Below are 24,275 nucleotides of genomic sequence, written 5' to 3' on the forward strand. Positions count from 1 at the left end.
CGTGCATGATGCGCTACGCAGGATCCGCCCCGCAGCACACAACTCTGTATGATGCACTACACAAAACTCGCCTACAGTACTCAATTATGTATGATGCACTACACAGAATCCGCCCCGCAGCATACAAATTTGTATAATGCGCTACATGAGCCCCACCCCACGGCGCTCGGCGCTGGGTGATACTGTGTGCTCTACCATGCTGACAGGGGCCCACGGGCGGGCTGCCGCCGCCTCCCCCGCGCCGGAGCGCTCTCCCGGAGCCTGATCTGCCTGCGGCCGTGACCCGCGCGTGTTGCTCCGGCGAACGACATGCGGCTCAGCCGCCGCGCGGAGCATGGTCGGCTTCCGCCGCTGGTTGGGCGGTATCCTCCCAGGTGCTGTCGTTGCTCTCCGGGCCTTGGATGAGCCGACCTTTGAATCGAGCCTGCAGCTCGGCATAATGGTGGATGAGCCGAGCGGGGTCATTCCCATGCTCTCGGGATATATCGCGACGAACCTTTCTGACTGCCTCGAGCGCAGGATCATCCTTCGTCGTCATCGTCGTTGCCTCCCAGCAATTGCAGCGGTGTAACCAGGGCAGGAGTGAACAGGTCAAGAAGGCCATTCACCCGACGGATGTGGCCGAACTTGTTCGCGTTGGCCAGATGTTTGCAGTTCCATGTCACGAGAAAGTCGCAGCGGTGATAGGACGCGATCGCAAGATGCAGCGCATCTCCAGCTGGGTCGGCGGGCATGACGCGATGACGGATGTAGGCCTCCACGATCTCGAGAATAGGCGGCTCGATGGCGAGCACAGGGAGGGCCGCTATCAACGTGAGGCAGTCCTCGCGTGCCGCAAAATCGCCTCGCTCGAGTTCTTCCACGACGGCCAGGCTCGTCACCATTTCGGTCGTGACCGACGCCTTCGTCCACCAAGCGTGCGTCCACTCGCGGCGCGCAACCATCTCTGGTTGCGGGCGTACTTCGAAGTAAAAGCTCGGAATCGAGGTCTCGACGTGCGCTCGGCGCCTCATCTTGGCCGCAGTCTACCCCGGCCATCTTGCAAGGACCAGCCGCCGCGCGACACGGGCAAGCTGCCCCGGGCGGGCGTCGCCGGTCCTGACAACGCAACTGCAGTCACAGCGGTCAACGTGCCGGCGCCGTACCGCGCAAGCGAGCCGGACGGGCGCCGCTTTCCCAGGCAGCGCGGCGCGGCCAACCAGGCCCAGGCGGGCATTGCCGCGCGGAACGCGGCGGCTCGGACCGTCGGAAGCAACGGCTTGTTGACCGGCACGGCTCGGAGACACGGCCCCGCCGATGTTTGACGACCTGCACTGCTCCCGCGGAACGACCACTCCTGTGCGGCGCGAGTTTGCTCATACCACGAGAGTATCCGGAAGGCCCAGCAGCAACACCGTGCTCTGGTTCGTCGCCAGCACGGGCTCCTCGCTCGGCCAACGCTCGGACAACGACATCCCATGGGCGGGTACGTCACAGGCCGGCGGTGTCGCCGCGTATAGACTATTCATGATGCCTGCCTCGATCCGCGCGAGTATCCGACGCGTCGTTGCCAGGGGCGCGACGAACACACGGAAGCCGCGAAGCCACTTGTCTGTAGCCTCCCGGATCTCTTCTCTTCTATTTTTGTAGTCACTCCTCAAGCTCGGAGGCTGATTCTTCCTGGTCCAGAAACCAGGCCATACCTTGCGTCGCTGGCCGCGTTGAAAAGCTTTGATGTCGAAGATGGTGTATACGCCGGAGCGGTAGAGTCTATCGTGCTGTTTGAATCTGCGTTGAAACGGCTGTGTAGTCTAGCCGGCGCAGTAGATCAGGAACCCTGCGGCATGCTCCACCGTGAAAATATAAAGACCGCCCTGGTGCTTGAAGTCCTCGATCGTCGTGTGCGCGCCGAGCAATGGCCAGGGGTGCGGACCTCGCCAAAGAAGGTCAATTTTGTCCATATGACCTGTTCGAGTTTGCGGCTTTACCATGGTTTGCCGCCCCGGGGCCAGGAAGCGCGCTGCGCCGATCGATGCGCGGGAGATGTCGCGCGAGCGCCCGCCGTTCACGCCCCGGCTCGGAGCCCGTGCGCTCGACCCCGGCCGCGCTCCAGGCGATCAGGAGAGGCGCACGTCCTTGAGGTACTGCTCGACGTCCTTGTACGACTTGTCGCCCCCGCCGTACCTCACGAGGTTGCGCGCCGTCCTGAGCCACTCGAGCGTGCTCGGCTGGGTTTGCTGGACCGCGGCCAGCAGCTCCTTCTGGGTCAGCGGCTGCTCGCTGCCCCGGTCGAGGATCTCCGCGAGGAGCTCGTCCTTCGCGCGGTTGACCACGCCGTCCACGTCCGCGCCGGAGAAATGCTCCGTGACCCGGGCGAGCGCCTCGAAGTCGAGCGCCGCCGCCGGCACGCCCTGGAGCTTCACGCGGAACATCTCGGCGCGCGCCTCCGCGTCGGGCGGGGGCACGAAGATCTGGCGATCGAACCGGCCGGGCCGCTTCATCGCCGGATCGACGTCCCACGGCATGTTGGTCGCCGCCAGCACCAGGATCTGCGCGTTGTCGCTGCCGAGCCCGTCGAGCTGATTCAAGAACTCGTCCACGATGCGGCGCGTGTGCTCGGACTGGGCCTTGGAGCGCGAGAAGGCGAGCGCGTCGAGCTCGTCGAAGAACAGGACGGCAGGGCGCTGGCTCCTCGCCTTCTCGAAGAGCAGCGAGAGGTTCCTCTCGCTCTCGCCGATCCACATGCTCATGACGTCGCTGATCCCGACGTTCACGAACGTCGCGTCGCATTCTCCCGCGATGGCCCTCGCGATCAGCGTCTTGCCGCACCCCGGCGGGCCGTACAGCAGCACGCCGCCCCCGGCGCTGCGCCGAAACCGCTGGAACAGCCCGGGGTTCTTGAACGGCTCGATGATCCGGACCCGCAGGAGCTTCTTCAGCTCGCGCATGCCCACGACGTCGATGAACCGCGTCCCCGCGCGCGAGGCGAGCGGAATGACGTCAGCCGACCCGCGCGGGGCTCCCCCCGCGATCACGCGCAGGCCAGCGGGGCCCTGCGCCTCGGCGCGCGCCGGAGCGACCTCCCGCGCGCCCGGCGCGGCCGGATCGAAATCCGGGCATCGCTCGGCGCGGGCTGCGTGTCGGGCGGCCTCGGCGTCCCGCCCGAGGCGGCGGCACGCGCGCGCAGCCCCGAGGTGGAACGCGGCCGTGTCGGCGCCCTGCCGCACGAGCAGCTCCCACTGCCGGAGGCTCCCCTCGAGGTCCCCCTCCTGGAGCAGGAGCTCCGCGTAGTCGCGGCGCGCATCGAGATCGAACGGGTCGGACAGGAGCCGGTCGGAGAGTTCTTGCCTCGAAGCCATCGTCAGAGTCCTCGCGCCCGGATCCAGCGGCGCAGCAGCGGGAGATAGGTCCAGCTATAGATCGCGTAAACGATCCAGAGGCCGCCCACCCAGACGGCCAGCGAGAGGTTTTTGGTGTGCGCGGCGATCGAGAGCGCCACGGCGGCCGCGATCCAGAGGCCGATCGACGCGAAGTGGCCGAAGCGCCGGAGCGGCCACGCCGGCCACGCGAGCGGGTGTGTCCGGGCCCCGAGCTCGATCACGGCGCGGATCGCGTCCGGATCGTCCGGGGTGGCGCGCACGATCTCCTTCGCGACCTCGAGCGCGTCCCTGTCACGGTGATCGGCCTCGAGCACGGTCAGCAAGGTCCAGGCCACGGACAGGGCGTCCGGGTTTCGCCGCACGAGCTCCGCCAGATCGTGCCGCGCCCGATCGCGCTCCCCCATCACGATCGACGTGAGCACGTCGACCACGTGCGCGAGCTCGTCCTCCGGGGACAGGCGGCGCGCCTCGAGCGCCAGCGCGCGCGCCTTCTCGACGTGCAGCGTCTCCAGCATGACCAGCGCGTACTGCGCGTAGTAGTGCCCCTGCTCCGGATTGCCGCGGATCAGCTCGAGCGCGTGCTGCTCCGCGAGCGCGTGCTCCTTGCCCTTGCGCGCGAGCTCGACGGCGAGGCTGAGCCCGCGCACGTGATTCGGCGCCAGCGTGAGGAGCTGCCCGATCTGCCGCGTGGCCTCGGCGCGGTCGCCCGCGCGATCCGCCACGCGCGCCGCGTAGTAGTGATTCTCGGGGTCGCTCGGGTTCTCGGCGAACGCCCGCTCGAGCACGCGCCGCGCGACGTCCACGCGCCGCGTCTCCAGCAGGTGCTCGAGCTGCCGGTGGAGCTCGCTCACCGGAACGCCGCGAGCATCGCCATGGTGAGCACGAACTGGAGGCCCCCGCCGGCGAGGAGGCAGGAGAGCCCGACGATCCAGGGCCGCGCCGGCTTCGCGTCCGCGAGCGCCGCGGCCCGATGAAAGCGCCGGTGTCGCAGGAAGAACGCGAGGAACACGAGGAGCCCCGAGGCTTGCACGAGGCGCCGCAGCACGGCGGCGCTCACCGCGTGTCCGAACAGCGCCACGTGCCGCGTCGCGGCGAGCTCGCTCGGCGTCGTGGCCGTCGCGTGCGCCGCGACGGCCACGACCAGGATCGACCACGCGAGCGCCAGGGCGAGGAGCCACGCATCCTGGCCCAGCCGGCGGAGCGCCCGCGTGTTGAAGGCGCCCACGAGCAATGCGGCGAGCGGGCCCCCGAGGAACGCGACCAGGAACCCCGCGCGGTCCGAGAGCATTGCTCGCGGCGCCACGTCCCGTTCGAGGCTCGGCTGGAGCAGGTCCCCCAATCCGGATTTCGCATCCATTCCAGCCGGATATCAGAGAGTCCCTGTGGCGGGGAGCATTTTCGCCGCGGCGCGCGCCGCCCCCGCCAGACGATCGCATTGCGCGTTCAGGCACGCCCGTACGGTGTTCGTCTGCTGGTGCTCCTTGACCCAGCGGAGGTCGAGCTCGATCCCGTGCTCGCCTTCGAACGCCCGGATCCTCTCGCGTAGCCTCGCGACGCCTGGGGCGCGCTGCTGAATTCGCGGCCTGAGCGCCTCCCCGTTCAGGAAGCCGACAGCCGCCTGGCTGTCCGTGCAGAATCGCGGCCGCCGCGTGCTGCAGCGCCTGGATTCGGCGGCCTACTCGAACGGAGCCTCGTAGACTCCAAATACGCGCTGCTTGTACCGCCGTCCCGAGTCGAGGTCGACCTGCCTCCAGTCGAGGACCTGCCCGCCCTCATCGAGGAACAGCTCGGCCCCGCGCGGGGAGGGCCTTGCATGCAGCCCGTCGGGGCGTTCGCGAAGGGGATAGGTCCAAGTGGCTTGGCGGGTTCCGAAAAGATAAGTCGATACTTTCCCTCATCCCCATAGGGTTCGATCGCGCGCACAGGTGCATAGTGAGTAATCGCCGATACCGGAGCGGTTTGATACGCAGCGATGTGCTTGATTCGCGTCAGCATGCCACCGCTGATCCTGATCGCGTACCAGCAGTCTTCGCCGAGGAAAACGTCGCGAAACCCGTCTTCTTGAGCGGGAACTATAATGGTGTCGCGTTCGTCGATCTGCGACACGGACACGGCAGCCGCGCGTGGCGTGCTGGAGGAAGCGATGGGAACCGGCTTCTCAAAGACGCGAACGCCTAAAAGTGGAAGGATGCGCAGGAGTTCTCCAAGGAATCCCTCCGTGTCCACTTTTTCAGCCTCCGTTAGACCGGGTTCTCGCGGGGCGTTCGCGTTGTTCAAGTGACACCGCCCGGCATTGCGGGCTCTCTCCAATAGTGCGTATTCCAGCCAGGTTATATGCGCACGGTTAAGGCTGCTGTTGCTCGAGACGAAGGCGTATCCCCACTCCCAGAACACCTTCTCGGCGTAGTGGGCCTTGATGCGCTCGCCTACGCCGTCTCCCTGGCCGACGTAGATCGTCGGTAGGTCGTCGGCGGATCCCTCTTCCGTGCCGGTCAGGATGTACACACCAGCTCTCGTGAACTCCGAGCGCGCGGCAATCTCTGGCCACAAGATTCGAGGAAAGGCGACTCCTACACCAGTCCAGTTGAACCGATCGACAATCTTCACTCCCGCGGGATCTCCAGCCGGGACGTAGATTCGTATGGTGTACGGTTCAGCCATGTCTCCTCGCGAGTTCCATGCCGATCGTAGGATTGCGTGGTTTCAAGTGTGTGGAGCCGTGGGAGGCTCTGGCTGCCAACGGTTGGCCGGTCAACGACTTGTTCGGCGGCGTCTCACGATCCAGTCTCCTACGCAGCTTCCTTCCAGCCCGCCCGGCTCGCGCGCACAGCCAAGCTCAGCGGTCTCGGATCGTCGCCGATTTTCGCGAGCGCCTCGCGTGGCATGTCCCCGGCAACCAGCAGTCGCAGAAGCCGGTCGGCGACGGGGCCCATCGTGTCTTTCCCATTCTCCCAACGCGAGATCGTCTCGGGCGAGACGCCCATGCGCCGCGCCAACTCGGCACCGGGAAGGCCAAGGTGGGTGCGGAGAAAACGGATCTCGGGGCCCACCAGCCGGTCACGCTTTTCGATGAGGTGTCTCGCGAGCAGATCGCCGAGTTGGTTCGGCTTCGGAATCACGACTTCAGACTCCCCGCATTTGGGGCACCGCAGGACTTCGACCCCGAGCAGAAGAACCCCGGGCAGCTTGGAGTACGGCCGATCTTCACGGGTCGAAATCATGCGATCGCCACATTCGGTGCACTTCACATCCTTGGTCATCGTCTCACCCTCCAAGCCGTGACTACCTTCACACGGATCTCCGAACGGAACGCCATGACGACGTAGACCCCCATTGCTCGTACCCGATATCGCCACGAGCCGCTGCGAAATTCCGCCGGTTCGACGATACCGCCGCGAAGCACCGCGAACACCTCCTCCTCGGTGATGTCCGGGTCTTCCTTGCTCATCTCGTCGAGCGCGTGGTTCGAGAACGTGACCTCGCCGTTCGCGAGGGTGTCCAGGATCAACGCTTTTGCGGCGGGAGGCGCGAGCGGCTCGGCGAGCACGGCCGCCATGCTAGCGCGAATTGAGGAAAGATCAAGATCGGCCGTCGGCGTGCGCTTTCCGATGGACGGCGCGCAACCTCGTGAGGGAGCGCCGATGTCCAAGTCACCAGCGCCCGAAGTGGCCCTCGACCCGCACGGCCGCTCCAGGCTCGCCGGCATCCTCTCTGAGCCGGCCGAGCGGCTCGAGGCCCGCCGGGGCCGCGCCCGGGAGGCAGCACGCGCTGGAGCGCCGACCGGGCGATGTCAGTCAAGAGCACCGCCTTTCCGTGCAGATCGCCGAGGGCCTCGCAGCGCTCAAGCGCTCGCTCGAAGCAAGCGAGCACCTCAATGGGCCGACCGCGCTTCCAGTGGAGCTGTCCTCCTAATCGGATCCGCGGCGCGACGTTCGATCGCGCCCCCGGGTTGTCTAGATCGTACTGAGCGAGCAAATCCGCCGCCTCATCCAGACGCCCGAGGCTGATGGCTACCGAGGCGCGCTCGAGCAGCTCCGATGTCCCTGGCCCCCCGCCGAGATGGCTGGACGGCGGCTGGGGAACGGCCGGTGCGTCGATGGCCTGCTCCAGCGTTCCGAGCTCCGCGTCCGCCGCTTGCTCATCGAGCAACCAGAGCCCGGCAAAATCGCAGAAGTTGGGCGCGATTTGCTGCAATCGAAGCGCCGCGGCCGGGTGAGCCGCAAGCACCCAGGGCAGCGCGAACCGCTGCGCGAGCTCGTTGCGATGCACGTTGAGCTGCGCGCAGATCCTGGCGAGATCACGCGCCTCCTCCAGGTGCGTCAACATCAGCATCGACGTCGCTTCCGGGGACGGACACGCCTCGTCCAGCACCGCGCGCAGCGGCCGGTCCCCGATCTGGTCCAGCCTCACCTCGCCGAGATGCGCGACGGCCGCCCGCGTCGCGGCGACGAGCGCGCCGCGCTCCCTACTTCGGGCTCGCCCGCCCGATGGCGATCACGTTCTGCTGCGGCGCCGCCGGCTTGCCGCTCTCCTGCACGGCGGTGGCGACGCGCGGGTGCGCGCGGAGCAGCGTGACCGTGAGCGTGATGCCCCAGCCGTCGTTGGTCCGGAGCTCGGCGTGGCCGTGGCTGTCCTCCACGGCCAGGATCAGCCGGCCGAGCGGCTCGAGGCCCGCCGGGGCCGCGCCCGGGGCGGTCAGCACGCGCTGGAGCGCCGACTCCGGCAGCCCCAGGCCGAAGCCCACGTCCAGGATCGAGATCTGCACGCCCTGCGACGCCTCGCGCACCGACACGACCGGCCCGTGGCCCGGCAGCCCGCGGCTCGCCACGTCGGTCAGGAACCCCTCGAGCGCCTGCGCGAGCTCGCCGCGGTGCCCGAGCGCGTGCGTCGCGCCGCGGATCGGCTCGAGCCGGACCGCGCGGCCCGTGGCGCGCGCGGCGCTCGCCACCGCGTCGGTCACGAGGTCCGCGAGCTGGAAGGCGCAGAGCGGATCGGTCGCGTCGCGCGCCGCGAGCGGCCGCACGTTCGCCGACGGGGAGGCCGCGGGCTTCGCGGGGATGAGCGCGGCGACGTAGCCCGCGATCCACGAGGAGCCGTCCGACTCGCGCCGGAGCGGGCGCAGCGAGAGCACCGCGGGCTCGGGCGCGGCGACGCTGAGCTCGATGCCCCCGTCGCTCGCCATCACGCTGGAGAGCGACACCGCGGCGCTGTCCGTCGCCGTGGCGCCCAGCACGTCGCCCAGCGTGAGCGAGCCGGGCGGGAGCGCGGCGCTCGCGCTCTCGGGCGGGACCGCGACCTCGCGCGCGCGCAGCCACCGCGCGAACTCCGGCGCGACGAAGCGCACGTCCCCGAACGCGTCGGCGTACAGCAGGCCGACCGGCGCGCTCCGCAGCATCGAGCCGAACACCTGGAGATCGTCGAGCGCGACGCGCGCCCCCTCGACCAGGTGATCCGCCGGCTCGTGGCTGCCCTTCGCCTCGCCGGCCGCAGGCAGCCCGCCGCCTCGCTCCGCGGTGCGCGCGAGGCGCTTCCGCCGCAGGAGCAGCGCGAGCTCGCGGCCGACGTTCTCCGCCCGCTCCGGCTCGCGCGCGAACGTCGACTCGGCGACCGCGCCGCAGAAGAACACGTAGCCCTCGATCTCGCCGAACGCGATGAGCGGGACCACGACCGCCGGCATGTCCTGCCGGCTCAAAAAGCGCCGCGCCACGCGGATCGCCGGCACGCCCTGCTCGCTGCTGTACGGCGGGCGGCGGACGTCGTGGCGGCGCTCGGCCACGAGGCTCTCGCCGTTCGCTTGATCGTTCCAGAACCGGAGGTGGAAGCTGCCCGGCGGCAGCTCGGCGATGAGCACGAGGTCGGCCGGGTGCGCCTGCTGCGCGAGGCGCGCCATGCGCGGCCAGAACTCCTCGTCGGGCAGCGCGTGCACCCCCTGCATGCGGAACAGCGCGGCGCGCTGGAGCAGCTCCGCGGCGCGCCCCACCGCGCGCTGGACGCCGAGGCCGCGGGTGATCATGACGCCCGCGAACGCGACCGCGAGGCCGAAGAGGGTGCTCGGCAGCGGGAGCAGGCTCGCCTCCGCCCGGGCGGCGAGCAGGCTCTGGCCCAGGGCGAGCGCGAACGTGGCGAGGAACACCGCGGTCGTGGCGACCACGCTCCCGTAGCGGCGGCGCGCGAGCCACACGAACCCACCCGCCAGCAGGACGAACGCCGAGGCCACCCAGGTCGGCGCCGAGGCGCGCCGCCCGCCGTCGAGCAGCCCGCCGAGCACCGCCGCGACGCCCTTCGCCGGCGGCAGCGCCGAGGTCGCGACCTCCTGGGGCGCGACGCCCCCCGCGCCCACCCCGACCACGGCGACGCGGCCCTCGAGCGTGGTCGCCGGGACCTGCCCCTCGGCGAGCGCGCTCAGGCTGACCGCGGGGACGCTCTGCGGCGCCTTCTTGAGGACCCACGGCGCCGCCGTGACGCCGAGCGCGCCGAGATCGGCCGCGCGCGCGTCGCCGGCCGGCGACGCGAAGCCGACGACCTCGCCCGCGCTCAGGCGGAGCAGCGCCGGCGGCATCCGCGCGACGGGCACGGCCGCCGCGGCGCCGTCGCCGCAGAAGGCGTCCGCCGGGGGGACCAGCAGCGCGCCGCGCGCGCGCCCGCGCTCGAGCAGCCCGGGGAGGGAGCGCGCGCACAGGCCGTCGCGCAGCGCGTCGGGCGCGGCCGTGACGAGCAGCACCTGCGTCGACGGCGCGCCGTCGGCGAGCGCGGACGCGGTGAGGCCGCGCGCGATGTAGTCGAAGCGCTCGAACGGCGTCACGGCGGCCAGCAGCGCCCCCGCCACGATCGAGAGCACATCGGGCCTGAGCCACCCGAGGCGCGTCGCGTCGGACTGCGCGCCCATCGGCCTCGGGACGCGAAAAGGCTTGGGGAGCCGCGGACGGGAAGTCTTCGCCATAGTCGGAGAAGGGTGCAGCGCACCCGGGGAGCGGGACGCCCAGGCAGCCGGAGCGTCGCACCGTGGTGGCACAGATACAATTGTCCATGCGCGCCCGCCGCGCCAAAAGCATCTGCGCTTCGAGAAGGTGCCGTCCCCCACCTCGGCTCGCGCGGACCGCCTCGCACGTGCTCCTTGTTGAGTCCGCGGAGCGGCGCGCCCTCGCGCGCGCAGGGGAGGCGGCGCGCCCTCGCGCGCGCAGGGGAGGCGGCGCGCCCTCGCGCGCGCAGGGGAGGCGGCGCGCCCTCGCGCGCGCAGGGGAGGCGGCGCGCCCTCGCGCGCGCAGGGGAGAGACGAGGCGCTCGCGCCGCCGCGGGGTGTTCTGTTCGAGACAGGGTGCGACGTGGTGCTCCGCACTCTCCGGAGAGGCACCTTGTGTTGTGGGCGGCGTGCGCGTCCTGCTGCGTCCGTGAGCTGTGAAAATTGCGCTGGATCGGCCTGCTGGAAGGGGCTTGAATCCCCGAGGGTATGCGGCGCACATCACCAGTTCTTCAGGTCGGTCCCGCCCTGGGCCTGCTCGTTCTGACGAGCAGCATCGGGTTTTCGTCGGCGAGCTGTGGCTGCGAGTCGGACGTGCAAATGGTCGACCCGCCAGGCGCCGGCGGCGCCGCCGGTACAGGCGGCACAGGCGGCGCGGGCGGCGACGGCGGATCGGGCGGCGACGGCGGATCGGGCGGCACAGGCGGCGCAGGCGGCACAGGCGGCGGCGCGACGGCCGAGGGCGGCGGGGGCTCCGGCGGGGGCGCGCTGCCGGACGAGCTGCCCGATTTCACCGAGGAGGAGCGCGAGCCCACGCGCGCGGTCGACGGCATTCCGAGCCCGCTGCCCAACGTGTACACCGACAAGGGCAGCGCCGCGCCGGAGGGAGAGTTCCGCGCGCTCATGGGCTTCCCCATCCGGAACGGCGAGCGGCTCGACCAGCTGATCGCGGAGATCTACGACCCGGCGAGCCCGCGGTTCCGCCAGTACCTCACCCCGGAGGCGTGGATCGCGGAGTTTGCGCCCCCGGAGCTCGACGTGCACCTCGTGAAGCTCTGGCTCGAGGAGCAGGGCATGAAGGTGAACTTCACGGCCACGAACCGGCTGCTCATCCAGTTCAGCGGCACGGTGGCCCAGTTCAACGAGACCTTCGACACCGATCTCAGGATCCTGGAGCGGAAGAACCCGCAGGCGGGCAATCCGCCGTTCGACGTCTACGGCACCCTCGCCCGGTTCACCATGCCGACGTGGGTGGCCGCGCGCACCACCGGCCTCATCACCGCGGATCTGCCGGCGAGCACCAATCCGCTGCCGGGCGAGGCCGGGAGCATCGTGGTGGAGCCGCCGAGCAACGTCGACCGGGGGCTCAGCCTGGCGCAGATCGCGAGCGCCTACGATCTCGACGATCTCTACGAGCTCGGGTTCACCGGCGAGGGCGTCAAGCTCGGGGTCACGGTCGGCGCCACCTTCAAGTACAAGGACCTGCAATCGTTCTGGCAGTCGCTCGGCGTCACCCGGGAGAACCCCAGGGTCGTCCTGACCATGGAGCCGGTCGCGACGCGCTACATCGAGTCGACGCTCGACGTGCAGTGGTCGGGCGGCCTCGCGCCGGGCGCGGAGCTCGTGGTCTACCAGGGGCCCGACGCGCGCAACACGTCGATGGTCTACACCTTCAACGAGGCGATCAGCCGCGGCGAGGTGTCGGTCATCACGGACTCGTTCGCCCACCGCGAGGACTCCGAGCCGCCCGCCGTGCGGCTCCAGTACCACGACGCGGCGCGGATGGCCGCGGCGCTCGGGATCACCGTGGTCGCGGCGACCGGCGACTCCGCGCAGACCGACACGCCGTCGGCGAGCCCCTACGTCACGGGTGTCGGCGGGACGGAGCTCTGGCTCACCTCGCGCGGCGAGGTCGAGGACGAGACCGCCTGGCCCGGCTCCGGCTCCGGTCCGACGCTCTCGTTCCCGATCCCCCCGTGGCAGGTCGGGGTCGTGGAGGGGTCCGACGGCAAGCGCGCGGTCGCCGACGTCGCGATGCACGCCGGGGTCCAGCCGGTCCCGTACTGGGTCTACTACCTCGGCGAGTGGCAGCGCTACGGCGGGACGTCCTTCTCGGCGCCCGCGTTCGCGGCGATCATCGCGCTGGTGAACGACTACCGCGCCGAGAGCGGCCTGCCGCGCGTCGGGTTCCTCAACTCGATCCTCTACACGACCCCCGCCGTGCAGGCGACGTTCCGCGACATCGTGAGCGGCTCGACGGAGTTCTACGACGCGGGCCCGGGCTGGGACTACCCGACGGGGTGGGGCGCGCCGAGCGCGCTCGGCCTGGCCACCACGCTGCCATAGCGCGCGGCCGGCGCGGGGGACGCGGCGGGCCGCGCCGGCCAGCGCACCCCGCCGCCCGCCGCCGCCCCGCCGCCCGCCCCCGCTGCCTCGACGCCTGCCGCTGCTGCCTCGCCGGTCCGCCGCATGCTCGACAACCTGCCGCTCTTCCCACCGAACGGGCTCGACCGGAGCCTCCACACCGCGGTCCTGATCGGGCTCGTCTTCGGGACGTTCTTCACCGAGACGCTCGGCTGGACGTACGCAGGGCTCGTCGTGCCCGGCTACCTCGCGACCGTGTTCTTCGCGGCGCCGGTCACCGCGGTGTTCATCATCGCGGAGTCGATCGCGACCTACCTGTTCGTCGCGCTGATCGGCCGCTGGATCACCCGGACGGGCGCCTGGTCCACGGCGTTCGGGCGCGAGCGGTTCTACCTGTTCATCGTCGGCGCGGTGATCGTGCGCCTGTTCGTCGAGGGCCTCGTCGTGCCCGAGGTCGCGGCGCGCCACGACTTCGCGCACTCGCGCGAGCTCTACAGCATCGGGCTCGTGCTCGTGCCGCTCATCGCGAACGCCTTCTGGAACAGCGGCCTGCTCCGCGCCGCGCCGCGGCTCGCGGTCATCACGGCGCTGACGGCGCTCGTGCTCGGCGTCCTCCTGCGGACGACCAACCTCTCGGTCTCGCGCTTCCAGGTCCTGAACGAGAGCCTGTCGCTCGAGTTCCTCGAGCTGCCGAAGGCCCACATCATCCTGGTCATCGGCGCGCTGCTCGGCGCCCGCAACAACGTCCGCTACGGGTGGGACTACAACGGCATCCTCGTGCCCGGCCTGCTCGCCGTGGCCTGGTACGAGCCGACGAAGCTGCTCACGACGACGGTCGAGGCGCTCTTCGTCTACTACCTGTCGCGCTGGATCACGTCGGTCCGCCCCTTCTCCCGGATGCTGCTCGTGGGGCCGCGGCGCATGATCTTCGTCTACGTCGTCGGCTTCATCGTGAAGATGGCGATCGGCTTCGCCATGGTGCGGTACGCGCCGGGGCTGCAGATGATCGACTACTTCGGCTTCGGGTACCTGCTCCCGAGCCTGCTCGCCGTGAAGATGTGGAACAAGGAGCGCGTCGGCGTCGTGATCATGCCGACGCTCCAGGTGTCGCTCACGGCGTTTTTGGCCGGCAACGCCGTCGGCTACGGGCTCGTGGCGCTCGGCTGGGGCAGCGCGCCGCCCGTGCCGGCGGCCGACGCCCGGCCCGCGCCGCGCGTCGGGAGCGCCGCGCTCTCGCTCGTGCTCGCGGACACGGCGCCGCGGCCCGGCCCGCGCCCGCGGGCGGCCGCGATCGCCGCCGACATCGAGGCGCGGCGGATCGCCTACCGCGTCGCGCGCGACGTGCTGCAGGCCGGCCGGCCGGCCGACGAGCACCTGCGCGCCGCCGAGCGCGCGCGGCTCTCGGTGGCGCAGGAGGGCGACGGCGAGAGGCCGTGGTTCGTGGTGAGCGCGCGGCTCGAGGATCCCGAGGACGCGCCGAGCGCGCCGCGGGCGGCGTTCCGCAAGCGCGCCGGCCGGGGCCCCGGGGGCGGGCCCGAGTGGCTGGTCCTGGCGGCGCCCGCGGAGGTCGGCTCCGCGCTGCCGCCCGTGGCGCTCCGGGTGGCGGAGATCCTCGACGCCGCGGGGGTGGTGCTGCTGTCGCGCCACGGCGCGATCCGGCGCCACGACGAGGCGTTCGCGGGCGCGATGATCGAGGCCATGGAGGGGCCCGCGGTGCTGATCGTCGAGCCGGGGAGCGGCGCCGCGCCGGAGCTCAGCGTGGTCGGTTCGCCGGCGGGGCTGCCGGTCACGGCCATCGGCGAGGGGCTCGGCGCCGGGGCGGCGCTGACGTTCCGCCCGGCGGCCGACGCGCCGGGGCAGCTCGCCGACATGCCGCGCCTCCGGGTGCCGGTCCACGTCGCGGAGGCGGTCGGCGCGCGCATGCTCGGCGCGCCGGAGATCGTGCGCTGGAGCGGGACGGTGGAGGAGGAGCTGTCGCGGCGGATGGTGCCGCTCACCGAGGTGCGGCCCGGCCGGTTCCGGCCGCCGTCGATCGAGGAGCTCAGGCTGTTCGACAGCGTCGTGGTGCCGCGGCTCATCGCGGCGGCGACGCGCCGGGGCGGCGCGGCGGGCGCGGCGACGCCGACCGCGTGGGAGCGGGCGATCCTGGGGCGGCTCGGCTTCCGCGAGGTGCGCATCGGCGGGAGCGAGGGCGCGCCGGCCGCGTGGGGCATCGCGGAGCCGGGGCCGGCCGAGGGCGACCCGGAGCGGCGCGGCAACCCGGCGTGGTTCGTGCTCGCCCACGCGCCCCCGCCCCCGCCGCCGCCGCCAGAACCGCGCAGCGCGGGGCCGGCGGCGTCGATCGGCGGGATCCTGCCCGCCTCGCCCTCGCCCGAGGTGGAGCGGGCGCCGCTCGCGGGCGTGATGCTGGTGGAGGTGCCGGCGCCGCGCTGGCAGATCGGGGCGTTCGGCGCGGGGCTCGCGATCGCCGACGCGCTCTCGGCGCAGTCGCTGCTGCTCGCCGGGGCGGTGCCCACGGCGGAGCCGAGCGGCGCCGCGGACGTGCGGCGCGCGGAGGGGCTGCGCAGCTTCTTCCAGCGCGTGCACGAGGTGTGGATCGGCGACGGCGGCCACGCGCTGTCGGTGCAGGCGATCGAGGCGGACCGGAGCCACGAGCGGGACGCGGTGATCTCGTTCGGGTACGAGGTCGTGCGGCCGGGGCACGTGCCGACCTTCGCGGGGCCGCTCCTCACGACGCTCGACGATCTCGAGCTGCGCGTGGGGCTGTTCGACGGCGCGCGGGAGCAGGTGCCGTTCAGCGGCGCGACGGACGTGGCGATGGGCTACGCGCGGCGGTTCGCCGAGGGGCGGTTCGGGATCGTGTACCTCGGCAGCGCGATCCGGCGCTTCTTCGAGCTCCGGCGCTTCGCGGCGCCCGGGTTCGGCGAGTCGCGCCTCGAGGCGCGCCTGTCGCGGCTCGGCGTGACGCCCGCGCCGCTCGACGTGGCCGAGCGCGCGCTCGCGCTCGCGACGTGCGCGACGGGCGCGGGCGCGAGCGGCGACGACGTCTGCCCGACCCGGGGCGTGCCGGCCGGGTGCGATCTCTCGGCGGAGATGGAGGTCTTCCGGCGCTACACCGCCGAGCGGAACCCGTACTACCTGAAGGCGTACTTCGCGGCGCGGCCGGCCGCGCCGGGGGCGCGGTGCCATGTCGAGATCGCGCGCGACGTGGTGACGGGGCGCCCCTGGGTCATCGCGGCCCGGCCGGGGGAGGCGGAGCTCCTGCCGATGGACGGCGCGCTCGTGGCGGTCCCGGGCGCGGCCGTGCCGGACGCCGCGCGGCTCCGGCGCGCGGTCACGATCGGCACGAGCGCGCTCCGCGTCGAGGTCGCGGCGACGCCGGCGTCGGGGAGCGCGGCGCCCGACGCGGCGACGCCGGCGTCGGAGGGCGCGGCGCCCGACGCGGCGGCGGCGCCGGCGTCGGGGAGCGCGGCGCCCGACGCGGCCTCGCAGGAGATGAGCCCGTGACCGCCCCGGCGAGGCGCCGCGAGCCACCGAGCCGCGGGCGGGTCGCGCCGCCGCGCGGCCCGCGGCCCGCCCTGGTCGCGCGCCCGGCGCAGGGGTCGTTCAGCGCGGAGCGGGCCGGCCCGCGCAGGGCGGTGAACCCGCGCTGGCTGATCGCGATGGCGCTGCTCGGCCTGACGGCGTTCGCGCTCGCGCTCTTGCCGGGCGCGCCGCCGCTCGGCGGCGCGCTGCCGGCGGAGGACGAGATCCTCGCCTACCACATCGATCCGCACCGGGATCTCGTCATCAAGATCCCGGTCGAGATCGACGCGGTGGAGGTGACGACGTGGGCGAGCGTGGAGGCCGACGCCTGCGACTCGGCGAGGCGCTACCCCTACGGCTTCGTCGCGGCGTTCGTCGACGAGCGGGGCGAGGAGGTCGCGCGGCACGCGATCGACCTGGAGAGCCGGGTGAGCTGCGATCCGGATCGCCCGCTCGGCGAGGGCGAGTACGCGGCGCGGCTCGAGCGCGGCGGCGGCGCGGTGACGGATCCGCGCTCGACGCTGCTCATCACGCACGACGTGCTGCCGCAGGGCGGGCAGGTGCGGCTGCGGGCGAAGCCCGCGGTGGGGAGCGACGGCGCGCCGGTCGCGCTCACGATCCTGTCGCGGCTGGAGGGCCGCTACCAGCGGAGCGAGGCGTCGCGCGCGCTGTTCGAGCAGAGCCTCGACGCCGAGGAGCGGCGGCAGATGGGGCGCCGGGTGTCGGCGCTCGGCTTCGCCGATCTGCCGGAGCCGGCGCGGAGGGAGCTGCTCCGGGGCTGGGCGCGGCGGCTCGAGGCCGCGGGCCGCGAGGGGCTCGACTACGCGGTGTCGCGGCTCCTCCTGCGCCGGTTCCGGAGGCCGTTCCCGCGCGCCGAGGGGCGCGGCGCGTCGGAGTTCACGATCGGCGAGCGCCACGCGGCCGCGCTGAACTTCCGCGGCCCGGTGTCGCTCGACATCGAGGGCCCGCCGGGCCGCACGGTGCGGGTCGCGGACGGCGCGAGCGCGCCCGTGAGCGTCGCGCTCGGCCCGCTCGGGCGGGCGACGGTGCGGCTGTCGCGGGAGGACGTCCGGACGGTGGTGATCGACGGCGTCGGTCCGGATTTCGGCGTCCGCTTCGGCGTGCCCGAGGCGCAGGCCGCGCAGCAGATCGGCGAGATCGTGCACCCGGCGATGCCCGCGCCCGAGGGCGCCCCCGACGAGGCGGCGGAGGCCGCCAGCGCGGCGCCGGCGGAGGATCCGGGCGCGGCGCCGGCGGCGACGACCGCCCCGGTGCGGCTCCAGACGCCGCCGGACGTGCGCATCGTGCGCTACCTGGCGCTGGATCCGGGCGCGCCGGTGATCGCGCGGATGGCCCCCGGGCAGGAGCTCCTCGGGCTGCTGATCCGGGCCGAGATCGAGGCGAGCACCGGGGCGGACCAGGGCGACGCGACGGTGGTGGCGCGGTGGGGCCCGGGGCCGTCGGACCGCGCGGAGCTCACGGTGACGCTGCCGCGGTCGCGGTTCGAGTGGTGGAACAGCGGCTTCGACGCGTCCGAGCCGCGGCTCGCGATCCTGCGTCCGCCCCCGGGGGTGGAGCGCATCGAGATCACGGGGCACGCGCGGACGCGCATCCGGCTGCGGGCGATCGAGCCGGGCGTGCACGAGACCCTGTACCGGCTGCCGTACCGGGTCGCGCTGGGCGAGGACGAGGTGTGGCGCTACGCGCCGTTCGACGTGAGCACGTGGACCGACGTCCGCGCGATCAACCTGGATGAGCTCGAGCGCGGCGAGCGCTTCTCCGATCTGCGCGAGCAGGTGCGGATCGAGCGCGCGGGGCGGGGGGCGAGGTCGAACGCGGACCGGCCGGAGCGGATCCTGACGCCCGAGCACGCGCCGGTGCGGCGGCGGCTCCTGATGCCGGCGTGGCAGTCGGCCGGGGAGCCGTCGCCGGGCGACGCGTGGACGCCGCTGCTCGTCGCGAAGGAGGTGCGCGTCGAGGCCGAGGGGGCGCGGGCGGGCCGGCTGTCGGTCATCTACCGCGCGGCGCGCGAGGCGCTCGGCCGGGAGGTCGCGGTGCGGGTGGACGGCGAGGTGGCGGCGCGGGAGCCGATCGTGACGCGCGCGGGCACGCTGCGGGTGCCCGCGGAGGCGGGCGCGCGCAAGGTCGAGGTGGAGGGGCTCGGCGAGGCGGGGATCGCCTACACCGACGCGCCGCCCGCGAACGGCGGGCCGATCGTGCGCCGGCGCGACGTGTTCGAGCTGACGCGCGCCCGTCCGATGACGTACCGGTTCCGGCAGGGGGCGGGCGAGACGCTGCACCTCGTGCTGTTCGTGGTGACGCCCGGGGAGAACGCGGCGTACCGCCTGCGGTACCGGATCGAGGGCGCGAGGCCGGCGTCGCGGGAGGCGGCGTTCTTCCGGCGGGTGACGATCCCGGAGGGCGTGCTCGCGGGCCGGGGCGGGGATCTCGCGCGCGCGACCTTGTGGGAGGCGGCGACCGACGCGCGGGGGACCGACGGCGTGGCGCGCGGGGTGATCCGGCTCGGCGACGATCTCGCGCCGGGCGAGCGCGTGGTGCGGCTGTGGCTGCTCGGCCCGCAGGCGGGGGACGCGGGGGAGACGGCGGAGGCGGTGTGGATCGGGGCGGTGCTGGTCGGCCAGAAGGCGCCGGGGCGCGACGACGGGCCGAGGCTGTGGGTGGAGGACGATCCGTGAGGCTCGTGGGAACCCAAACGGGTCTCATTCATTCACGCGCGATGTCAAAGGCACATTGAGCGCGCGGGGGGGCCGGCTGGACGAGCGGTTTCTTCGACTCGACGCCAGGGAGCCGCGCGGGACGACGACACGAGCGCTCCCATGCGGAATGGACCTACCCTCCGGCGAGATCGCGCCGGTTTCGTGAGGTCCCCCGACCGTGGCGACTGGAGCCCACGACGCCGGAGACACGTCCACCCCACGATACGATCTCGAGGTTCGCCGCATCTCACGAGGCTCGATCCTGGGTTCCGTCCGGCTTATCCTCCTTCTTTGTGCCAATCGAACGCGGACGTTGTGGGCTTCGAAGGCGTTGCGGCACGACAGGAGCACCCGTGAGCCCAGCAGGAGGAGCTTGAGATGTGCAAGAGACTTTGTGGAGACAGCTCGACGCATGACGGGGATCCAGCGAAGGCGGGCTCCTCTCGTCGCCAGTTCCTCGCGGTGGGAGCCTCTGCCCTCGGCGCCGCGGCGACCTTCTCGACGCCCGTGTCGGCGCAGGAGACGACGGAGACCGAGGCCATGCCGCTGGAGACCGGTGCCCCGCACCGGCAGTACCTCCTGAAGGGCGGCGCCGTCCTCAGCATGGATCCGAACGTGGGGGACTTCGCCCAGGGCGACGTGCTCGTCCAGGGCAAGCACATCATCGCGGTCGGGGCGAACCTGTACGCCCCGGATGCGACGATCATCAACGCCGCGGGGACGATCGTGATGCCTGGGTTCGTCGACACCCATCATCACCAGTACCAGACCGCGCTGCGGAGCTTCCTGTCGGACGGCCTGCTGGCCGACGACGGGCTGCCGCACGGCGACAGGAACTACCTCGACTACATCCACTCGACCCTCACGCCGGTCTTCAGGCCGCAGGACGCCTTCGTCGCCGTGTTCGCCTCCGCGCTCAGCCAGCTGGACGCGGGGGTGACCACGGTCGTCGACACGTCGCAGGTCGGGCATTCTCCGGATCACACCGATGCGGTCATCGAGGCGCTGCAGGAGTCGGGCCGTCGCACGGTCTTCGTGTACTCGCCGGGCGTGGGCCCCAGCAACATCTTTCCGAACGATCTCCAGCGGCTGCAGCTCCAGTACTTCTCCTCGACCGACCAGCTCGTGACCCTGGCCATGGGCGGCGAGCTGTTCGACCCCGCGTTCCGTGATTACTGGGCGATCGGGCGCCAGAACGGCCTGCTCATCGTGACTCACCTCGTCGGCCACCTCGGCCAGCAGACGCTCATCGAGCAGCTCGACAGCGAGGGACTGCTCGGGCCCGATCTCGAGTTCATCCACGCGAGCGGCATCTCGGCCGCTTCCTGGCAGGCGATGGCCGACGCGGGCGTGCGCGTCTCGATCGCGGCCCCGATCGAGATGGCCATGCGGCACGGCATGCCCCCGATCCAGGCTGCGCTCGATCGGGGCATCCAGCCCTCGCTCAGCACCGACGTCGAGTGCACGATGACCGCGGACTTCTTCACCCAGATGCGGGGCGTGTTCACGCTTCAGCGGGCGCTCATCAACGAGCGCGCGCTGGCGGGAGAGCCGAACCTGCCCGAGCTCCTCACGTGCCGCGACGTGATCCGCTTCGCCACGGTCGAGGGCGCCCGGGTGGCCGGCCTCTCCCACAAGATCGGCTCGCTGACGCCGGGCAAGGAGGCCGACATCCTCCTGCTGCGGGCGGACGCCATCAACGTGGCGCCGCTCAACAACGTGCCGGGGGCGGTCGTGACGCTGATGGACCGCAGCAACGTGGACACGGTGATCGTCGCGGGGAAGATCCGGAAATGGCGAGGACGCCTGGTCGGCGCGCCCGTGAACCTGCTCCGCGCCGCCCTCGAGGCGTCGAGGGACTACCTCCTCACGACGGCGGGCGTGAGCGGCGTGCTCTTCTGAGGCGCCCGCGCGGCCGCTCGCGTCCAGCGCGCCGGCTCCCGTGGCCCGGGGTAGGGGCCGGGGGCAGCGGGCGACGCACGGGCGGTGCGGCGTCTCATGCTCCCTCGCCGCGGAGCGCCTGTAGCCGCTCTTCGATGGTCATGTAGGAGAAATGCTCGAGATTCTTCTCCTTGAGCTGCCTCTCGATCTCCTCGCGCCGTGGCGTGTCTCCCGCCTCGAAGGCGGCCTTGCGTTCCTCGAGCAGCCGCGTGATTTCCTCGCCGAACGGTTGCGTGCCGTCGAACGCGGGGGAGAGCAGGATCTCCTCGACCGGCTTGTTCGCATAGAGATCGGAGGCATCGTCGACCACGCATGTTTTTCGCGCCCGATCATATCGGCATACGAATACCCTGGCTCCGGGGACCGAGCCGACGATGAAGGGTGAATGCGTCGTGGCGATGATCTGGATGTTCGGGAACAGGCTGATGACGTCGCGCAAGAATCGCTTCTGCCAGCGTGGGTGCAGGTGGTTCTCGGCCTCATCGATGAGGAGCAGCCCCGGCGTCTTGCAGAGCTCGGAAGCATCCGTCCCGCGCAGGGCGTGCACGGCGTACATCTTGCCCAGGAGCCCGATCATATGCTGGATGAGGTAGGCGTTGCCGCTGCTCAGGTTGGAGAGCGGGACGAGCTGGCCGCTCTGGCGGATCATGGGCATGAAGGCGCGCCGATCCACGTGGCTCAGCTCTCCGTCGAGCACGCTGAGCTCGACGATCCGGCGTACGGTGTCGTAGAGAGCCTCTCCGTCCTGCCGATCGCGAGGATCGTCGCTTCCCCGGAGGTAGTCGAAGGCGCAGATGAGCTCCGTCACCGCGGCGTTTCGCTGGATGCCTTTCAGAGAATTTCGCAGGAAATCCTTCGGCTCTTGCCGGGTGAGCTGCGTGATCGTGTAGGCGTCCGCGGGCAGCGCAGAGCGCCAGAAATCGACCGCCCAGTTGGGGCACGCTTTGCCCCCTCCGACCTCGATGGGAAGACGGTAGAGCGCCGCGTTGCGGGGTTGAAAATCGAATGGCCCTTCGGTGTACTGCTTTTGATTCGATAGCAGTACCTCCTGGCGTTCGTCGATGACCAGGTTGGCTTTCATCTGGAACGGCGTGCCATTTCGCCAGATTGCACGCTCGAGGCGCCCGTAGTGCTCTCCGAACAATCCCCGGATGGCATCGAGCAGGATCGTCTTCCCGGTCCCGTTCTCCCCGGTGATGATCGCCACCGGCACCGGATCGTCCGGCGCTGACAGGAACTCCAGGCACGCCTCATCGAATGGGCCGATGTTTCGGATGGATAGATCGAGCAGCCGCATGGGAAACCCATGCGCAGCCTAGCACCCTTGCTGCCGCATCGGACAGATCTGGCAGTCCGCCTCACGGTTCTGGCGATGCATGGCTGAGCCCACCTCGGGGGGCTCGATGCCTGTCAAGACGGCGGCCCCTCCCGGGTACCGGCGGGCGCGCAAGCGGCGGGATCTTCGACGCCACGGACGTCCCCGCAAGGTTCCGGTTCGTTGAAGGCGGTCGGACCGGTCGTGTCAGCTCGTTTCCGGGTCTCGAGGGCGGTCGGACCGGCCGCCGGGAGCATTCCGGTATCGACGGGGCGGTCGGACCGGTCGTTTGGGTCCGCTTTCGTGTCGACGGGGCGGTCGGACCGGTCGTTTCAGCTCGTTTCCGAGGTCTCGAGGGCGGTCGGACCGGTCGTGTCAGCTCGTTTCCGGGGTCTCGAGGGCGGTCGGACCGGTCGTGTCAGCTCGTTTCCGGGGTCTCGAGGGCGGTCGGACCGGTCGTTCCAGCTCGTTTCCGAGGTCTCGAGGGCGGTCGGAGCGCCCCGGCGCGGTTCCCTCGTTCCCCTCCGGTCACCCGCGCCGCGTGCTCGGCAACGTCCGCTCCCCGCCGTGCGCGCGCTCGACGCGCGGCTGAGGCTCGTCCGCCGAATCCTCCATCGAAGGACGGGCGCGCTGCTCCGGCTCGCCGTCCCGCATCTTGTGGTGCGTTCCTCCCGGGTTGTCTCCCCGAGCGTACCGGGCGGCGCTCTCCTGCGAGCTGATGCCGCCGCGCTCCGCCTCCGCCGTTCGCCGGAAGGTCCGCTCGTCCGCGTGAGGCCTCGCGCCTCCCTCGGGCCTCTCGGGCCTTCGAGGCGCCCACCGGCGCCACGCCGCCGTCAGCCGTCCGGTCGTGCGCGCCAACGCGCGTCGCCTCACCAAGCGCACGAGCTGACGCAGAAGCCCTCGGAGCGCACGCCGCGCGCTGCGCTCGGTCGCATCCTGATTCGCCATGCGTGCTCCCTGGCGCTCCAGCAGGTCGATGGGAAGCGGCCCCTGCAACGGAACCTCCGCGAGAGCGCGCCTGGAAGCCTGCCTCGACGGCCGCCCGGCCCCAAGCAGACACCCCCGACCCGCGGAAAGCATGACCAGTCTTCCGGAGCGCCCGCAATCCACAGCATGCGACCCAGGTACCCTGTTCATCCTCCCGAGATCCTCTCCACCCCCGCAGATCCCGCACAGCCCCCGGCGCCCGCGCCAGGCCAGCATCCGCACGCCCCTGCGCCGGCCTCGGCGCGTCAGCCACCCCCGCCGCCCCCGCCGCCTCCGCCGCCCCCGCCACCCCCGCCGCCCCCGGAGGGGCCCTTTCGCGCCGATCCGCTCCGGCCCGGCGATCCGTACGAGCTGTCGCACGGACATCCCCTCTTCAGCGTGCCCAGCGGCGCGCGCGCCTCGAGCCTCAAGCTGCTCGGCGCCGCGGTCGTGGCCTGGGATCCCGCCGTCTCCGAGGTCGGCGTCGACACGGGATACAGCCCCGCGCCCGGGATGCTGCGCGCGCCGGACGTGGCCGTGGGCAATGTGCCCGCGGCGCTGCCTGGCTGGGCACCGGGCACGCCGGCGCTCGCCATCGAGTACGCCGAGGTGGGCCACGACGAGGCGCGTCTGTCGCAGAAGATCCGCGACCTGCTGGGCGCAGGCACACGATGGCTCTGGATCGTGCGCCTCGGGGCGCCGCGGCACGTGGAGGTGCACGCGCCGCACGAGCCGCCGCGGCGCGTGTTCCCGGGCGACTGGCTGCGCGCCCCCGGCGTGCTGCAGAACCCGGTGCCGGTCGAGGCGCTCTACGACCGGGCCGCGGCGCAGCAGGCCCTCCTCGCCAGCCTGCTGCAGCGCGAGGGCTACGCGAGCCTCGCGTCCCTCCGCCAGCAAGGCCTGCGCGAGGGCCGCTGCGAGGGCCTCCGGCGGGCCGTGCGGGACGTGTGCGACGCGCTCGGCGTCGCGCTGCCGTCCGAGGAGGAAGCGTCGCTCCTGGAGCTGGACGGGCCGGCGCTCGCCGCGCTGCTCGCGCGGCTGAAGCGCGAGCGGCGCTGGCCGCTCCCGTAAGCCGCAGCGGAGCCGCTCCTCGGGCGCCGATGGATGCGCTCCCGGGCGCCGATGGATGC

17 protein-coding genes are annotated in these 24,275 nt (G+C 71.8%); 5 read left to right on the forward strand and 12 right to left on the reverse strand.

Going from position 1 to position 24,275, the window contains the following annotated elements; all coding sequences use genetic code 11:
• Positions 1 to 316: 316 nt before the first annotated feature.
• From WMF31_RS03980 to WMF31_RS04030, 11 genes are all read right to left on the reverse strand, one after another.
• The gene (locus WMF31_RS03980; RefSeq protein ID WP_129353559.1) at positions 317 to 538 is read right to left on the reverse strand and encodes a hypothetical protein; all 222 of its coding nucleotides are present in this window, start codon (positions 536 to 538) and stop codon (positions 317 to 319) included.
• On the reverse strand, positions 522 to 1,013 hold the full coding sequence (locus WMF31_RS03985) for a type II toxin-antitoxin system VapC family toxin (protein WP_436600656.1): 492 nt from the start codon (positions 1,011 to 1,013) through the stop codon (positions 522 to 524). The genes WMF31_RS03980 and WMF31_RS03985 overlap by 17 nt, the downstream gene beginning before the upstream one ends.
• A gap of 777 nt (positions 1,014 to 1,790) precedes the next feature.
• Positions 1,791 to 2,048, reverse strand: coding sequence for a hypothetical protein (locus WMF31_RS03990; RefSeq protein ID WP_436600657.1), 258 nt, complete (start codon positions 2,046 to 2,048; stop codon positions 1,791 to 1,793).
• Between the two features lie 48 nt (positions 2,049 to 2,096).
• Entirely contained in the window at positions 2,097 to 3,338 is a 1,242-nt protein-coding gene (locus WMF31_RS03995; protein ID WP_436600658.1) for an ATP-binding protein, read from the reverse strand.
• Positions 3,339 to 3,340: 2 nt separating this feature from the next.
• The gene (locus WMF31_RS04000) at positions 3,341 to 4,210 is read right to left on the reverse strand and encodes a tetratricopeptide repeat protein (protein WP_436600659.1); all 870 of its coding nucleotides are present in this window, start codon (positions 4,208 to 4,210) and stop codon (positions 3,341 to 3,343) included.
• Entirely contained in the window at positions 4,207 to 4,716 is a 510-nt protein-coding gene (locus WMF31_RS04005) for a hypothetical protein (protein ID WP_436600660.1), read from the reverse strand. Before WMF31_RS04005 ends, WMF31_RS04000 begins: the two co-directional genes overlap by 4 nt.
• 242 nt (positions 4,717 to 4,958) lie before the next feature.
• Positions 4,959 to 6,020 (reverse strand): GIY-YIG nuclease family protein, encoded by a 1,062-nt coding sequence (locus WMF31_RS04010; protein WP_436600661.1) that lies wholly within the window; start codon positions 6,018 to 6,020, stop codon positions 4,959 to 4,961.
• A gap of 128 nt (positions 6,021 to 6,148) precedes the next feature.
• Entirely contained in the window at positions 6,149 to 6,619 is a 471-nt protein-coding gene (locus tag WMF31_RS04015; RefSeq protein WP_129353543.1) for a type II TA system antitoxin MqsA family protein, read from the reverse strand.
• Complete coding sequence (locus WMF31_RS04020; RefSeq protein ID WP_436600662.1) at positions 6,616 to 6,906, reverse strand: hypothetical protein; 291 nt, start codon at positions 6,904 to 6,906, stop codon at positions 6,616 to 6,618. The genes WMF31_RS04015 and WMF31_RS04020 overlap by 4 nt, the downstream gene beginning before the upstream one ends.
• On the reverse strand, positions 6,864 to 7,769 hold the full coding sequence (locus WMF31_RS04025) for a hypothetical protein (RefSeq protein WP_436600663.1): 906 nt from the start codon (positions 7,767 to 7,769) through the stop codon (positions 6,864 to 6,866). Before WMF31_RS04025 ends, WMF31_RS04020 begins: the two co-directional genes overlap by 43 nt.
• Positions 7,770 to 7,824: 55 nt before the next feature.
• On the reverse strand, positions 7,825 to 10,245 hold the full coding sequence (locus WMF31_RS04030; RefSeq protein ID WP_436600664.1) for a hypothetical protein: 2,421 nt from the start codon (positions 10,243 to 10,245) through the stop codon (positions 7,825 to 7,827).
• A 672-nt stretch (positions 10,246 to 10,917) separates the two neighbouring features.
• On the opposite strand from WMF31_RS04030, the gene WMF31_RS04035 reads away from it, so the two are divergent.
• The 4 genes from WMF31_RS04035 to WMF31_RS04050 all read left to right on the forward strand — a co-directional run bounded on the left by WMF31_RS04035 (position 10,918) and on the right by WMF31_RS04050 (position 20,825).
• Positions 10,918 to 12,663 carry a S53 family peptidase gene (locus WMF31_RS04035; RefSeq protein ID WP_436606519.1) on the forward strand — a complete coding sequence of 582 codons (1,746 nt, stop codon included), beginning with the start codon at positions 10,918 to 10,920 and terminating at the stop codon, positions 12,661 to 12,663.
• Positions 12,664 to 12,786: 123 nt separating this feature from the next.
• The gene (locus tag WMF31_RS04040) at positions 12,787 to 16,188 is read left to right on the forward strand and encodes a poly-gamma-glutamate biosynthesis protein PgsC/CapC (RefSeq protein ID WP_436600665.1); all 3,402 of its coding nucleotides are present in this window, start codon (positions 12,787 to 12,789) and stop codon (positions 16,186 to 16,188) included.
• Positions 16,185 to 18,902 carry a hypothetical protein gene (locus WMF31_RS04045; RefSeq protein WP_436600666.1) on the forward strand — a complete coding sequence of 906 codons (2,718 nt, stop codon included), beginning with the start codon at positions 16,185 to 16,187 and terminating at the stop codon, positions 18,900 to 18,902. Before WMF31_RS04040 ends, WMF31_RS04045 begins: the two co-directional genes overlap by 4 nt.
• A 399-nt stretch (positions 18,903 to 19,301) precedes the next feature.
• The gene (locus WMF31_RS04050; RefSeq protein ID WP_436600667.1) at positions 19,302 to 20,825 is read left to right on the forward strand and encodes an amidohydrolase family protein; all 1,524 of its coding nucleotides are present in this window, start codon (positions 19,302 to 19,304) and stop codon (positions 20,823 to 20,825) included.
• 94 nt (positions 20,826 to 20,919) lie between these two features.
• Here the strand turns inward: WMF31_RS04050 and WMF31_RS04055 are convergent, their stop codons facing one another.
• Complete coding sequence (locus WMF31_RS04055) at positions 20,920 to 22,161, reverse strand: AAA family ATPase (RefSeq protein ID WP_436600668.1); 1,242 nt, start codon at positions 22,159 to 22,161, stop codon at positions 20,920 to 20,922.
• Between the two features lie 1,383 nt (positions 22,162 to 23,544).
• Here WMF31_RS04055 and WMF31_RS04060 point away from each other — a divergent pair.
• Positions 23,545 to 24,216 carry a hypothetical protein gene (locus WMF31_RS04060; RefSeq protein WP_436600669.1) on the forward strand — a complete coding sequence of 224 codons (672 nt, stop codon included), beginning with the start codon at positions 23,545 to 23,547 and terminating at the stop codon, positions 24,214 to 24,216.
• Positions 24,217 to 24,275 lie beyond the last annotated feature (59 nt).

It is taken from the genome of Sorangium sp. So ce1036, assembly GCF_051369805.1.
Taxonomy (GTDB): domain Bacteria; phylum Myxococcota_A; class Polyangia; order Polyangiales; family Polyangiaceae; genus Sorangium; species Sorangium cellulosum_F.

What these genes read in the sequence shown, in the direction of transcription:
- WMF31_RS03980 (WP_129353559.1), bottom strand. Translation starts at nt 538, where the DNA reads ATGACGACGAAGGATGATCCTGCGCTCGAGGCAGTCAGAAAGGTTCGT.
- WMF31_RS03985 (WP_436600656.1), bottom strand. Translation starts at nt 1,013, where the DNA reads ATGAGGCGCCGAGCGCACGTCGAGACCTCGATTCCGAGCTTTTACTTC.
- WMF31_RS03995 (WP_436600658.1), bottom strand. Translation starts at nt 3,338, where the DNA reads ATGGCTTCGAGGCAAGAACTCTCCGACCGGCTCCTGTCCGACCCGTTC.
- WMF31_RS04005 (WP_436600660.1), bottom strand. Translation starts at nt 4,716, where the DNA reads ATGGATGCGAAATCCGGATTGGGGGACCTGCTCCAGCCGAGCCTCGAA.
- WMF31_RS04010 (WP_436600661.1), bottom strand. Translation starts at nt 6,020, where the DNA reads ATGGCTGAACCGTACACCATACGAATCTACGTCCCGGCTGGAGATCCC.
- WMF31_RS04015 (WP_129353543.1), bottom strand. Translation starts at nt 6,619, where the DNA reads ATGACCAAGGATGTGAAGTGCACCGAATGTGGCGATCGCATGATTTCG.
- WMF31_RS04030 (WP_436600664.1), bottom strand. Translation starts at nt 10,245, where the DNA reads ATGGGCGCGCAGTCCGACGCGACGCGCCTCGGGTGGCTCAGGCCCGAT.
- WMF31_RS04035 (WP_436606519.1), top strand. Translation starts at nt 10,918, where the DNA reads ATGGTCGACCCGCCAGGCGCCGGCGGCGCCGCCGGTACAGGCGGCACA.
- WMF31_RS04040 (WP_436600665.1), top strand. Translation starts at nt 12,787, where the DNA reads ATGCTCGACAACCTGCCGCTCTTCCCACCGAACGGGCTCGACCGGAGC.
- WMF31_RS04050 (WP_436600667.1), top strand. Translation starts at nt 19,302, where the DNA reads ATGTGCAAGAGACTTTGTGGAGACAGCTCGACGCATGACGGGGATCCA.
- WMF31_RS04055 (WP_436600668.1), bottom strand. Translation starts at nt 22,161, where the DNA reads ATGCGGCTGCTCGATCTATCCATCCGAAACATCGGCCCATTCGATGAG.